Raw genomic sequence first — 13,558 nt, 5'->3', positions numbered from 1 at the left:
GCCCGTCGAAGGCCCGCAGCGTTTCGACAGGCTCAACGCGAACGGTATTTTCAAACAGCTAGCGACCGAGACATGACCAAGACCGACCAATACCAGGACATCCGCGACGCGGTGCGCGCCCTCTGCGCCGAATTCCCCGACGAATACCACCGCAAGATCGACGCCGCGCGCGCCTACCCCGAGGCCTTCGTCGACGCCTTGACAAAGGCCGGCTGGCTGGCCGCGCTGATTCCCCAGGAGTACGGCGGTTCGGGCCTGGGTCTGACCGAGGCCTCGGTGGTCATGGAAGAGATCAACCGCAGCGGCGGCAACGCCGGCGCCTGCCACGGCCAGATGTACAACATGGGCACCTTGCTGCGCCACGGCTCCAAAGCGCAGAAGGAGCTTTACCTGCCCAAGATCGCTTCGGGTGAATGGCGCCTGCAGTCCATGGGCGTGACCGAGCCCACCACGGGCACCGACACCACCAAGATCAAGACCACGGCCGTGAAAAAAGGCGACCGTTACGTGGTCAACGGCCAGAAGGTCTGGATCTCGCGCGTGCAGCACTCGGACTTCATGATCCTGCTCGCACGCACCACGCCGCTGGCCGAGGTGAAGAAAAAAAGCGAAGGCATGTCCATCTTCATGGTGGACCTGCGCCAGGCCGAGAAGTCCGGCCTGACCGTGCGGCCCATCCCCAACATGGTCAACCACGAGACCAACGAACTCTTCTTCGAGAACCTGGAAATCCCGGCCGAGAACCTGATCGGCCAGGAAGGCCAGGGCTTCAGGTACATCCTCGACGGCCTGAACGCCGAGCGCACCCTGATCGCCGCCGAGTGCATCGGCGACGGCTACTGGTTCGTGGACCGTGTCACCAGGTATGTGAAAGACCGCGTGGTCTTCGGCCGTCCCACGGGCCAGAACCAGGGCGTGCAGTTCCCCATCGCCGAGAGCTATATCGAGGTGGAAGCCGCCAACCTCATGCGCTGGAAGGCCTGCGAGCTGTTCGACGCGCACCAGCCCTGCGGCGCCGAGGCCAATATGGCCAAGTACCTGGCGGCCAAGGCCTCGTGGGAGGCGGCCAATGTCTGCCTGCAGATGCACGGCGGCTTCGGCTTCGCCTGCGAATACGACATCGAGCGCAAGTTCCGCGAGACGCGCCTGTACCAGGTGGCGCCGATCTCCACGAACCTGATCTTTTCCTACGTGGCCGAGCATCTGCTGGGCCTGCCGCGCAGCTTCTGAGGCGATGACGATGAAACCACTCGAAGGCATCACCGTCGTTGCGCTGGAGCACGCGATCGCCGCGCCCTTCTGTTCGCGCCAGCTCGCCGACCAGGGCGCGCGTGTCATCAAGGTCGAACGGCCCGAGGTGGGCGACTTCGCGCGGGGCTACGACAGCCGCGTCAAGGGCCTGTCCTCGCACTTCACCTGGACCAACCGCTCCAAGGAAAGTCTCTCGCTCGACCTCAAGCATGCCCGGGCTGGCGAGATCATGGACAAGCTGCTCGCGCAGGCTGATGTGCTGGTGCAGAACCTCGCACCTGGCGCGGCTGTGCGCATGGGCCTGTCCTTCGAGGCCCTGCACGCGAAATATCCCGGGCTCATCGTCTGCGACATCTCGGGCTACGGCGACAGCGGCCCCTACCGTGACAAAAAAGCCTACGACCTGCTGATACAGAGCGAGGCCGGTTTTCTTTCCGTCACCGGCACGCCCGACGAAGCCGCCAAGGCCGGTTGCTCGATTGCCGACATCGCCGCCGGCATGTACGCCTACAGCAACATCCTCACGGCCCTGATCGAGCGCGGCCGCACCGGCCTGGGTCGGCGCATCGACGTTTCCATGCTCGAAAGCATGGCCGAGTGGATGAGCTTCCCCCTGTACTACGCCTTCGATGGCGCCACGCCGCCTGCGCGCGCGGGCGCCTCGCACGCCACGATCTACCCCTACGGCCCCTTTGTGGCCGGTGACGGCAAGAGCGTGATGCTGGGCCTGCAGAACGAGCGTGAATGGGCCGTGTTCTGCGACAAGGTCTTGCAGCAGCCCGCGTTGGCGACCGATCCGCGCTTCGATGCCAACGCCAAGCGCTCGGCTGCGCGTGCCGAGGTAAAGGCGCTGATCGAGGCCGCCTTCGGCAGGCTCAGCGCGGCCCGGGTGATCGCGCGACTGGAAGAAGCCGGCATCGCCAACGCCCAGGTCAACACCATGGCCGATCTCTGGGCCCATCCGCAGCTCGCCGCGCGCCAGCGCTGGGTGCAGGTGAACACGCCTGCGGGGCCCGTGCCCGCGCTGCTGCCACCGGGCGCGCCTGACGCTGCCGACGTGCGCATGGACGCCATCCCCGCCGTGGGCCAGCACAGCGAGGGCATCCTGCGTGAGTTGGGGTTGAGCGCCGATGAGATCGCACAACTGAAGAACGACAAGGCCATCTGAACCATGACAACCCCGAGCACTGCCACACTTGCCGAATTCGCCGCCACACTGGCATTCGAGTCCATCCCCGTCCCCGTCATCCGCCGCACCGAAGACCTGCTGCTCGACTGGTTCGGCTCCTGCCTCGCAGGCAAGAACGCGCGCGCGGTCGAAATCCTCGCCGCCTTCGTCGAGAGCATGGGGCCCACAGATGGCCCGAGCGAGGTCCTGATCCACCGCCGCACCAGCAGCCCCTTGCTGGCCGCCATGGCCAATGCCGCGGCTTCGCACGTGGCCGAGCAGGACGATGTGCACAACGGCTCGGTCTTCCACCCGGCCACCGTGGTCTTCCCGCCGGCCCTGGCCGTGGCGCAGGCCCTGGGCCGCAGCGGCAAAGAGTTGCTCACGGCCTGCGTCGCGGGTTACGAGGTCGGCATCCGCGTGGGCGAATTCCTCGGCCGTTCGCACTACAAGGTCTTTCACACCACGGGCACGGCCGGCACCCTGGCCGCCGCCGCGGCCGTGGGCCATCTGCTCAAGCTCACACCCGAGCAGATGCTCCATGCCTTCGGCTCAGCCGGCACGCAGTCCGCGGGCCTGTGGGAATTCCTGCGCGATGCGGCCGACTCCAAGCAACTGCACACGGCGCACGCGGCCGGGGCGGGTCTGACAGCGGCTTATCTGGCGCAAAAAGGTTTCACCGGCGCGCGCCGCATCCTCGAAGGCCCGCAGGGCCTGGCGGCCGGCATGTCGAGCGATGCGGACGTGAGCAGGTTGAGCGACGGCCTGGGCACGCGCTGGACCACTGCGGAGACCTCGTTCAAGTTCCACGCCTCCTGCCGCCACACGCACCCGGCAGCTGACGCCTTGCAGCAGGTGCTGCAGCAAAACAAGCTGAAGGCCGCTGACGTGAAGCGTGTCACCGCCCTCGTGCACCAGGGCGCCATCGATGTGCTCGGCCCCGTGACCGATCCGCAAACCGTGCACCAGAGCAAGTTCAGCATGGGCACGGTGCTGGGTCTGGTGGCCGTGCTGGGCCGCGCGGGCCTGAGCGAATTCGATGCCAGCTTCAAGGCCGGTGAGGTGAAGTCCTTCCATGACAAGGTCGTCATGGAACTGGACCCCGAGGTGGACGGCGCCTACCCCGCGCGCTGGATCGGCAAGGTGCGCGTGGAAACCAACGATGGCCGTGTGCTGCAGGGCCATGTGGACGAGCCCAAGGGCGACCCGGGCAACACGCTCACGCGCCCCGAGCTCGAAGACAAGGCCCTGCGCCTGGCCCTGTACCACGGCGGGGCCACGGAGGTCGAGATGCGTGCCGCCATGGCCCGGCTCTGGGCCATCGCCGATGCACCGAAGTTGGGGCGCCTGCTGGGTTGAGGGCGGGCGCTCCAAATTCCCTGGGTCCATGAGCCCAAATCTTAGGGATGACCCGGCTTGTTCCTCTGCGGCATATGGACGAGCATAGACACCATAAGAAAGAAAAGGGAGATCTCCATTCATCCAAGAAAGAGGACGACACACCATGAACCTGAAACGCAGAATCTTCACCGCCGCCGCCGTGGCTTCCACCCTGGCGCTGGGCAGCGGCCTGGCCCTGGCCCAGGCCTATCCGACCAGGCCGGTCACGCTGGTCGTGCCCTTTGCGGCGGGCGGTCCCACCGACATCGTGGCCCGCACCCTGGCCGCCACCATGACCAAGTCCCTGGGGCAGAGCGTGGTGGTGGAGAACAAGATCGGCGCGGGTGGCACCATCGCGGCCAGTTACGTGATGAAGGCGCCGGCCGATGGCTACACCTTCCTGATCCACCACAACGGCATGGCCACCGCGCCGGCCCTGTACCGCAAGCTGGCCTACAACCCCGTGAGCGATTTCGAACACGTCGGCAATGTGGTGGATGTGCCCATGACCCTGCTCGCGCGCAAGGACATGGCGGCCACGAACCTGGGCGAGCTGATGAGCTACATCAAGGCCAACGCCAGCAAGATCAACCTGGCCAACGCCGGCCTGGGGGCTGTTTCGCACCTGTGCGGCACGCTGTTCCAGCAGGCCCTGGGGGTGACAGTGACCACCGTGCCTTTCCAGGGCACGGGCCCCGCGCTCAATGCCCTGCTGGGCGGCCAGGTCGACCTGCTCTGCGACCAGACCACCAACACCGTGCCGCACATCAAGGCCGGCACCGTCAAGATGTACGGCGTGACCAGCAAGCAGCGCATCAAGGCTCTGCCCGACGCACCCACACTGGATGAAGGCGGCCTCAAGGACTTCGAGGTCATCGTCTGGCACGGCGTCTACGCGCCCAAGGGCACGCCGGCAGCCGTGGTGCAGAAGTTCGGCGACGCCCTGCGCACCGCTCTCAAGGACCCGGTTTTCGTCAGCCGCATGGCCGACCTTGGCGGCGAGATCCCGCCCGCAGCGCGTCAGACCTCGGAAGGCCAGCGCGCCTGGCTGGTCGCCGAGGTGGACAAGTGGGGCAAGGCCATCCGCGCGGCGGGGCAGTTCGCCGACTGAACTTCACGTTATCGAGTCGGCACTGTTCAACTTGAACCCGTTCGCTCCGAGCCTGCCGAAGGCTTCGACAGGCTCGGGGCGAACGGAAATTTCAAGTTCTGATAGGCCAGCTCGATAAGCGTCCATCCAAACGCCGGGCCAGCCCGGCGTTTCTGCCCCGAGCTTGCGCAGGTGCGCGCCGACCGCAGCAGCCCGGCCTTCACGGCCCGCCCCGTTTTCGCCAGCATCGTCCCTCTGCCGCTGCCGCCCTGACCATGACCGACCTTGTTGTACGCCGCCTGCTTGTGGACATGGACGCGCCCATGGCGCGCCACTGGTGCGCGGGCGACCCGTTCCGCACCGCTTTCTTCAACGCCCTGTCCATGAGTTTCCCCATGGGCGAGCAGTTTTTCATCGACGCCGTGCGCCAGGGCTACAAGGCCCTGCCGGCGGACCTGCAGGCGCAGTACCACGCGGAGGTCCAGGGTTTTGTGGGGCAGGAGGCCACCCATCGGCGCCTGCACGCGTTGTACAACCAGCACCTGGAAAAACTGGGGCTGGAGAACCGCTGGGGCCCGCGCGCGCAGGAACGCCTCAGACAGCTTGAGAACATCGACCCGCGGCATCCGCTGGGCATTACGGCCGCCAACGAGCATTTCACCGCCATCTTTGCCGACTGGCTGCTGAAGAACCCGCAGTGGCTCGGCGGCGAAGACCTCCGGCTGGCCACCCTGTGGCTGTGGCACAGCGCCGAGGAGTCAGAGCATCGCGATGTGGCCTTCGATCTCTACCGGGCGCTGGGGGGCAACGAGGCCTGGCGTCGCACCTGGTTTCGCCGTGTCACGGTGTTTTTCATAAGCGACCTGCTGCGCCAGACGGCGCTGAACCTGCGGCGCGACGGCACGCTCTGGCGCTGGCGCACCTGGACCAGCGCGGCCAGCTTTCTTCTGGGCAAACAGGGCCTGGTGCGTGGCACCTTCCGGCCCTGGCGCGACTACTGGCGCCCGGATTTCCATCCGTCGCAGCATGATGCGCAGGCCTCACGCGACTGGCTGGAGGCCCACCGTGGCGCCTACGCCGTGGTGGGGGCCTGAGTTGGCCGGTACGGGGCCGTCCTCAGAAGGACGAATGCAGTTCGCGTTCGGCCTCGTGCTCGGCGATCACAAAGTTGGTGATGGCTATGGCGAGCGACACGAGCAGTGCAACGATGCCGATGAGCAGTGCCTTCATATTGGGCGCGGCCATGCCCAGCAGGGTGAACAGGACAAAGGCGGCCAGGAGCGTGATCTTGAATCGGAGCAGCATGATGTGAGGTGCGGGGTGGGTAAGGCGTCAGGGCAAAGACAGCTTTTGCCGCTGACGTTTGTCCATTGTCTTGAGATGGCCTTCGGCCGACAATGCATATCCCGTATCAAGCGTAACCAAGCGTAGGGGCCCCGGCAGGGTGCTGCTGCTGGGTCTCAAGGCGCCGTTGGCCGCGCATCCTCCACCAGCAGATCCACCAACTCCCTTGCATAGGCCGGCAGCGCGTCCAGACTGCGCACCACGATCTGCAGGACGCGTTCGGCCCAGGGATCGGCCAGGGGCACGATGCTGATGGCCATGGTCTGCGCATGCCGGTGCGCGGCCGAACCCGGCAGGATGGCCACGCCCACGGCGGCCTCCACCATGCGGCAGGCGGCCTCGAAGTTGCTGACCTGGATGCGCTGCTGCATGGGGCGGTGCAGGCCCTCGCAGATCTGCTGCAAAAAGGCGCGGATGGCGCTGCTCTCGGCCAGGCCGATGTGGTCGAAGTCCAGCGTGTCGGCAAAGCTCACGGCGCTGGCGCCGGCCAGCGCGTGGCCGCGCGGCACGACCAGCACCAGGCGGTCGCGCCGGTAGGGCAGCACCTGCAGGTTCTCGGTGCGCACCAGGCCGGCCACGATGCCGATGTCGGTCTGGCCCTCGGACACCGCGCGCACGATGTCATGGCTCAGGCGCTCCTGCAGGTCCACGTTCACGTCCGGGTGGGCCAGCAGGTAGCGGCGCAGCACGGGCGGCAAAAACTCGCCCAGGGCCGTGGTGTTGGCATGCACCCGCAGATGGCCGCGGATGCCCCGCGCGTACTCCTGCAGGTCGGTCCGCAGGTGCTCCAGCTGGCCCAGCACCAGGCGCGCGTGGTGCACCAGGGCCTGGCCCGGCGGCGTCAGCGTCACGCCCTGGGAGCTGCGGTGCAGCAGCTTGACGCCCAGGCTTTCCTCCAGGTTCTTGATCCGGGTGCTGGCGGCCGGGGCCGACATATGGGCCGCCTCGGCCCCTTTGGTCAGGCTGTCGGCTTCGGCGATCCGCACCATGAGGCGCAGGTCGACCAGATCAAAAGGCATGTTCATCAAAATTTGCTGTCAAAACACGACAGATCATGAAAGAAGGCGTCGATTGATGGGCTGATGCCATCGAGCGCCTTGATTATGCCGTTTCCGGCATTTCTGGCTCCAAAAATCGATTCGATACTTTTTGTTCTCAATTTATGAATTATTTTTGTATTAATGGTTTGCAAAGTATCAAATAGAGTTCAGGCATGGACAAAATCCGTGCCCACGCCTCACAGCCGTCGAAGCCGCCGCAAGCCGTGCTGTTCGACGCCTATGGCACCCTGTTCGACGTCTACAGCGTCGGCCTGGTGGCGGAGCAGCTCTTCCCAGGCCAGGGCGAGGCCCTGGGCCTGCTCTGGCGCGAGAAGCAGATCGAATACACACGCCTGGTCACCACCAGCAACGACGGCGCGCACTACCAGCCCTTCTGGCAGCTCACGCAGGCCGGCCTGCGCTACGCGGCCAGGCGCCTCAAGCTCACGCTCACGCCCGAGGCCGAGCTGCAGCTCATGAACCAGTACCGCCACCTGAGCGCCTTCCCCGAGAACCGCGAGGTGCTGCAGGCCCTGAAGGCGCGTGGCATCGTCACCGGCATCCTTTCCAACGGCGACCCCGAGATGCTGGGCATCGCCGTGCGCAGCGCGGGTCTGGACGGCCTGCTGGACCACGTGATCAGCGTGGACGCCGTGCGCAAGTACAAGACCCACCCCGAGGCGTACGCGCTGGGCGAGCAGGCGACCGGCCTGCGCGCTGCGCAAATCGTCTTCGTCAGCAGCAACAGCTGGGACGCCCTGGCCGCCACCTGGTACGGCTACCAGACCCTGTGGGTCAACCGTTATGCGCAGCCTTTCGAGGAGCTGGGCACTTTGCCCACGCGCACCGGCAGCACATTCAGCGCGGTGCTGGATTTTTTCCCGACCGCTGCCCGCCCCTGATTTTTAAGTTCGAGGAGTTCTCACCATGACACTACGCACCCCTGCCCACCGGCTGCAAGTCGCCACCAAGCTGTACCGCTTCATCGAAGACAAGGTGCTGCCGGGCACCGGCATCGGCAGCGCGGCTTTCTGGAAGGGCTTCGACGCCATCGCCCACGAGCTGGGCCCCAAGAACGCCGCCCTGCTCAAGGAGCGCGACCGCCTGCAGCTGGAGATGGACGCCTGGCACAAGGCCCACCCCGGCCCCATCCGCGACATGAAGGCCTACCGCGCCTTCCTGGAGAAGGCCGGTTACCTGGTGCCCGTGCCTGACGAAGTGCACAGCGACACGAGCAATGTGGACGCCGAGCTCGCCGTGCAGGCCGGCCCGCAGCTGGTGGTGCCCATCCTGAACGCGCGTTACGCGCTCAACGCCGCCAATGCGCGCTGGGGCTCGCTGTACGACGCGCTCTACGGCACCGACGCGCTGCCCGAAGACAAGGGCGCCAGCAAGGTCGGCCCGGACGGCAAGGGCTACAACCCGGTGCGCGGCGCCAAGGTGATCGAGTACGCGCGCCATGTGCTGGACCGCGTGGCCCCCCTGGCCCAAGGCTCGCACGTCGACGCCACCGCTTACACAGTGGAAGGCGGCAAGTTGAAGGTCGCGTTGAAAGACGGCGGCAAATTCTGCCTGGCCGACGCGCACAAGTTCGTCGGTTACCAGGGCAGTGCCGTGGCGCCCTCGGCGGTGCTGCTGCGCAACAACGGCATCCACATCGAGATCCAGTTCGACCGCAGCACCCCCATCGGCCGCAGCGACGCCGCCGGCGTGAGCGACCTGCTGATCGAAGCCGCGCTCTCCACCATCCTGGACCTGGAAGACTCCGTGGCCGTGGTCGACGCCGACGACAAGGTGCTGGCCTATGACAACTGGCTGGGCATCCTCAAGGGCACGCTGACCGAAGAGGTGGCCAAGGGCGGCAAGACCTTCGTGCGCCGCCTCAACGCCGACCGCATCTACAAGGGCGCCAACGGCGAAGAGATCAGGCTGCATGGCCGCTCGCTGCTCTTCGTGCGCAACGTCGGCCACCTGATGACCAACCCGGCCATCCTCTACGGCGACGGCAGCGAGATCCATGAGGGCATCATGGACGCGGTCATCACCACCACCATCGCCCTGCACGACCTCAAGGGCCTGACGCAGAACGGCGTGCGCAACTCGCGCACCGGCTCCATCTACATCGTCAAGCCCAAGATGCACGGTCCGGCCGAAGTGGGCTTCGCCTCCGAGCTGTTCGCGCGCGTCGAGCAGCTGCTGGGCCTGGCCGAGAACACGGTCAAGCTGGGCATCATGGACGAAGAGCGGCGCACCAGCGTCAACCTCAAGGCCTGCATCGCCGTGGCCAAGAGCCGCGTGGCCTTCATCAACACCGGCTTCCTGGACCGCACCGGCGACGAGATGCACACCGCCATGTACGCCGGCCCCATGATCCGCAAGGCCGCCATGAAGGGCACCGAGTGGATCGATGCGTATGAGAAGAGCAACGTGCTCGAAGGCCTGGCCTGCGGCCTCAAGGGCCGCGCGCAGATCGGCAAGGGCATGTGGGCCATGCCCGACCTCATGGCCGCCATGCTCAAGCAGAAGATCGTGCACCCGCAGGCCGGCGCCAACACCGCCTGGGTGCCCTCGCCCACCGCCGCCACGCTGCACGCCCTGCACTACCACCAGGTCAACGTGGCCGCCATCCAGGACGAGCTGGAGCGGCAGGCCACGGCGAAGAACTTCAAGGCGCTGGAAGACAAGCTGCTCACCGGCCTCTTGACCATCCCCGTCGCCGCCAAGCCCAACTGGAGCGCCGAAGAGATCCAGCAGGAGATCGAGAACAACTGCCAGGGCATCCTGGGTTATGTGGTGCGCTGGATCGACCAGGGCGTGGGCTGCTCCAAGGTGCCCGACATCCACAACGTCGGCCTCATGGAAGACCGTGCCACGCTGCGCATCAGCAGCCAGCACATCGCCAACTGGCTGCTGCACGGTGTCGTGACGGAACAGCAGGTGCGCGCCGCCTTCGAGCGCATGGCCGCCGTGGTGGACCAGCAGAACGCCGGCGACCCGCTGTACCAGAAGATGGCCGGCAACTTCGCCACCTCCGCCGCCTACAAGGCCGCCACCGACCTCGTCTTCAAGGGCCTGGAGCAGCCCAGCGGCTACACCGAGCCGCTGCTGCACGCCTGGCGCCTCAAGGTCAAGGCCGCAGCCTGATCACCAGCCCTCGCTCCGGTCCCCGTTCGGGCTGAGCCTGTCGAAGCCTGTCCTGAGCAGGGTCGAAGGGCCCTTCGACAAGCTCAGGGTGATCGGAGAGAGGTCGGGGCTGCTCCAGCACAATGGCGCCTGCGGGCCCCATTTTTGTTTCAGGTATTCAAATGGCGTTCAGAGAAAGCCGATCAGCAACTCATCACCGTTTGTGATGAGTTGCCTTCCTCTCCCCTAGAGGCGGTCACAGTTTGTGGCCGGATGGGTGTCCATTCCCCGACGTCTGCATGTCACCACGAAAGTCCGCACAATCCGCGCATGGATGGTTTGCAGCCCCTGATCGACTTCGTTGCCAAGCACCCGCGTCTGCTGGTCATCACCGGCGCCGGCTGCAGCACCGCCGCCGGCATCCCCGACTACCGCGACGAAAACGGTGCCTGGAAACAGCGCGAGCCCATGCGTTATCAGGTCTTCACGGGCGACCTGGTGGCGCGCAAGCGCTACTGGGCGCGCAGCATGCTGGGCTGGCGCACCATGGCCAGTGCTTTACCCACGGCCGCGCACCACGCGCTCGCGCAGCTGGAGCGCGCAGGGCGCATCAATTTGCTGGTGACACAGAACGTCGACGGCTTGCACCAGGCCGCGGGCAGCACGAACGTGGTGGACCTGCATGGCCGGATCGACACCGTGTGTTGCCTGGGCTGCGGTGTGCGTTCGCCGCGTCGCGCCTTGCAAGAAGAGCTGACGGCGCGCAACCCGGACTGGCTGGCGCTGGACGCGCGCAGCCTGGCCGATGGGGATGCGGATCTGGAGGGGCGGGACTTCGCTGCCTTCGACGTGCCCGATTGCCTGACCTGCGGAGGTTTGCTCAAGCCGGACGTGGTGTTTTTTGGGGAGAGCGTGCCGCGGGATCGTGTGGCTACGGTGCGCGACGCGCTGGCCCAGGCCGATGCCGTGCTCGTGGCCGGCTCCTCGCTGATGGTCTATTCGGGTTACCGCTTTGTGGAGGAGGCGGTGGCGGTGGGCAAGCCAGTGGCGGCGATCAATAGAGGGCGCACGCGGGCAGATTCATTACTAATGCTGAAAGTAGAAACAGAGGTTGGGTGTGCTATCAATGTGCTAGCCGCAGAAATGAAAGTGCTGGAGCGGTCGGCGTAGATTGGGTATTGCCTATAAGTTCAATGCTAAGTTAGCTTGCGCGGATGAGGGTTGCCCTCCCGGTTAAAGGTCAAGCGCCTTGATGTATTGCATCGCTTTATCCAGAAGGTACTTCTTCATATGTGACGCAGCTAGGGTGTTCTGTCCACCGTCAAGCTCGTCGGGTATACCTTTATCTGTGGAGCGCCATGTTGGTTCAATGCAGATGTAGTCCAAGTCGCCAATGTGCAGGCGAACATCAGGCTTCAGGTCACAGTTCGGCAGGGACTGCTTTTCACTCACAATAGCGACGTTTGAGGCATCTTCCTTTAAACATTCGGTAAGCAGAAGCCCGATGGCTTTGTTCAACGATTTGTCACCCTTGGAAGCCATTGCCTGCACTCGGCGATATTCGTTTGACGTTTCTTCAACGTCGCGGCTGGCGCCAGCGAACGGAGTCTGGTTAATGCCGAGCTCCACTTCAATTTCCTTGTACAGCTTGCTATTGCGCATGGCTGCTTTTGCGTCTTCGAGTTTTATCGCAGGTTGCTTTAGCTTTGCTTTAACTGAAGGATCGCCATATGCGCGAATAGCAGCGAGAGAAACGTTCGGTGGCAACTCGAACAATCGCAAATCGATCGCTCTGAGAAGGTGCGCCATAGCAGAGCGCCTCGCTTTCCAGTCAGAAACATACAGCGGTGCCTTGTCATCAGGCTGATCGATAAATTCAGCTACCAACTCTATGTCTACCCTGTTTCGCGAGCCTTGGGTAAGCGATAGAACTGTGGAGCGAATGGCAGAAGGTATGTCGCCCGGCAACACGACCCAAAGGCGAGCCCTAACCTTTGTCTTAAGAACCGACCACGTTTTTTCGCGCTGTGCTTCGGCGTGGAGATCGATGGCGTTGAAGAAGTCCGCGATTGTTTCGGTTCCAATCAGCAGGTTGTTTGCCACCGCAAGCGTGATACCAAAAGTCTCAAGGCCATCGCCAGTTAAATTTCGGGTGGTGGTGTCTGCGACGGCGTAAAAGCGCTCTTTAGGGAGGCCGGTGAAGTTATAGAAGCCCTTCGAACGAGTGTCGGTCATAGAGTCGCGACCGGTCTGCCAAGCTTCATCTGCGATTTGATGCGCCGATGGTTCGCGAGTAACAGGCCAGAGGACTAGTGCCGCACCTTTGGGATCACGAAATACCTCAAGTAATTCTGCGAGAGTTTCGCGAAGATTGTCCAGATCTTGCTGCGATGGGTTGTCTCGACGCTCGATCAATACTATCCGAGCACTTGTGTCTCCAGGAACGTACATGTCATGAATGAACGTTGGAAGCCCGCTCAGCGGTTGGTCTTTCGGGAACGATGAAACTCGAATCTGCTGAAACTGTTTTGGAAGAGTCTTGAGAAAGGTTGTCTTGCCGCTGCCAGACAGGCCATAGAACACTTCAAAAAGTCCCCCGCCACCAGTCTTCACGCGTTGTAGAAGATAGTCGATACGATCTGCCGCACTATCAACTCGTTCGACAAAGAGGCCTGCATCAAGTCCTGCTGCCTGGGCTCTTTGTTCCAGCAACTCCCAGCGTTTGGGTAGTTCGAGTTTTGCGAGTGTGTTTGTCATGGAGCCTCCCTGCTGCAAGCCAAGTGTTTGTTTTGGAAGCCGAACAAATATAACGTAGGCTTAATTCTGCAGAAAACTACGTGACGTCAGAGGTTTGTTGGTGTCTGTTCAAACAGACGCACTTACTCTCCGCCGCCAAACAAATCCCGAAACTTCTGCGCCGCATCGTCCATCCCCGCGCCCTTGCTCATCGGCACCCCATTCGGATACTCCTCCGCAATCCGGTCTTCCCAATAGGTGGTCGGGTTGGGTGCGCTGCACAGGCGGCGAAAGACTTCCTGCGGCACGTGGGTGTAGGCCAGGATGGTCTTGTCATCCCGATGCAGGTCCAGCTGCTGGGTGGCAGCGTCATAGTCCGCGCGGCGGATGCGTCCGATCGTGAAGGTCTTGGTCTGCATGGTCCGT

Annotated in this window: 12 protein-coding genes; 8 read left to right on the top strand and 4 right to left on the bottom strand. The window is 64.0% G+C overall.

What is annotated here, in order from left to right; genetic code table 11:
• Positions 1 to 72 precede the first annotated feature (72 nt).
• From ACYVH8_RS14935 to ACYVH8_RS14915, 5 genes are all read left to right on the top strand, one after another.
• Entirely contained in the window at positions 73 to 1,230 is a 1,158-nt protein-coding gene (locus ACYVH8_RS14935) for an acyl-CoA dehydrogenase family protein (protein ID WP_460489601.1), read from the top strand.
• Positions 1,231 to 1,240: 10 nt separating this feature from the next.
• Positions 1,241 to 2,419, top strand: a complete 1,179-nt coding sequence (locus ACYVH8_RS14930; RefSeq protein ID WP_460489600.1) for a CaiB/BaiF CoA transferase family protein — start codon at positions 1,241 to 1,243, stop codon at positions 2,417 to 2,419.
• Positions 2,420 to 2,422: 3 nt separating this feature from the next.
• Positions 2,423 to 3,778: an MmgE/PrpD family protein gene (locus tag ACYVH8_RS14925; RefSeq protein WP_460489599.1), complete on the top strand. Its 1,356-nt coding sequence runs from the start codon at positions 2,423 to 2,425 to the stop codon at positions 3,776 to 3,778.
• Between the two features lie 145 nt (positions 3,779 to 3,923).
• On the top strand, positions 3,924 to 4,910 hold the full coding sequence (locus ACYVH8_RS14920) for a tripartite tricarboxylate transporter substrate-binding protein (protein WP_460489598.1): 987 nt from the start codon (positions 3,924 to 3,926) through the stop codon (positions 4,908 to 4,910).
• A 254-nt stretch (positions 4,911 to 5,164) separates the two neighbouring features.
• Positions 5,165 to 5,983 carry a metal-dependent hydrolase gene (locus tag ACYVH8_RS14915; RefSeq protein WP_460489597.1) on the top strand — a complete coding sequence of 273 codons (819 nt, stop codon included), beginning with the start codon at positions 5,165 to 5,167 and terminating at the stop codon, positions 5,981 to 5,983.
• A 22-nt stretch (positions 5,984 to 6,005) separates the two neighbouring features.
• On the opposite strand, the gene ACYVH8_RS14910 is transcribed toward ACYVH8_RS14915, so the two are convergent.
• Both ACYVH8_RS14910 and ACYVH8_RS14905 read right to left on the bottom strand, forming a co-directional pair.
• Complete coding sequence (locus ACYVH8_RS14910) at positions 6,006 to 6,194, bottom strand: hypothetical protein (protein WP_460489596.1); 189 nt, start codon at positions 6,192 to 6,194, stop codon at positions 6,006 to 6,008.
• 155 nt (positions 6,195 to 6,349) lie between these two features.
• Entirely contained in the window at positions 6,350 to 7,258 is a 909-nt protein-coding gene (locus ACYVH8_RS14905; protein WP_460489595.1) for a LysR substrate-binding domain-containing protein, read from the bottom strand.
• A 188-nt stretch (positions 7,259 to 7,446) separates the two neighbouring features.
• Between ACYVH8_RS14905 and ACYVH8_RS14900 the strand changes: the two genes are divergently transcribed.
• The 3 genes from ACYVH8_RS14900 to ACYVH8_RS14890 all read left to right on the top strand — a co-directional run bounded on the left by ACYVH8_RS14900 (position 7,447) and on the right by ACYVH8_RS14890 (position 11,566).
• Positions 7,447 to 8,175 carry a haloacid dehalogenase type II gene (locus ACYVH8_RS14900; protein WP_460489594.1) on the top strand — a complete coding sequence of 243 codons (729 nt, stop codon included), beginning with the start codon at positions 7,447 to 7,449 and terminating at the stop codon, positions 8,173 to 8,175.
• A gap of 25 nt (positions 8,176 to 8,200) precedes the next feature.
• Complete coding sequence (locus ACYVH8_RS14895) at positions 8,201 to 10,417, top strand: malate synthase G (RefSeq protein WP_460489593.1); 2,217 nt, start codon at positions 8,201 to 8,203, stop codon at positions 10,415 to 10,417.
• Between the two features lie 252 nt (positions 10,418 to 10,669).
• Complete coding sequence (locus tag ACYVH8_RS14890) at positions 10,670 to 11,566, top strand: NAD-dependent protein deacetylase (RefSeq protein WP_460489592.1); 897 nt, start codon at positions 10,670 to 10,672, stop codon at positions 11,564 to 11,566.
• 63 nt (positions 11,567 to 11,629) lie between these two features.
• Here the strand turns inward: ACYVH8_RS14890 and ACYVH8_RS14885 are convergent, their stop codons facing one another.
• Both ACYVH8_RS14885 and ACYVH8_RS14880 read right to left on the bottom strand, forming a co-directional pair.
• The gene (locus ACYVH8_RS14885; RefSeq protein ID WP_460489591.1) at positions 11,630 to 13,153 is read right to left on the bottom strand and encodes a hypothetical protein; all 1,524 of its coding nucleotides are present in this window, start codon (positions 13,151 to 13,153) and stop codon (positions 11,630 to 11,632) included.
• Positions 13,154 to 13,275: 122 nt separating this feature from the next.
• Entirely contained in the window at positions 13,276 to 13,551 is a 276-nt protein-coding gene (locus ACYVH8_RS14880; protein ID WP_460489590.1) for a KTSC domain-containing protein, read from the bottom strand.
• Positions 13,552 to 13,558: the final 7 nt, after the last annotated feature.

The sequence above is a fragment of the Curvibacter fontanus genome, from assembly GCF_054780335.1.
The sequence above is the reverse complement of the archived record's forward strand: the minus strand, read 5'-3'. Positions and strand labels throughout refer to the sequence as shown.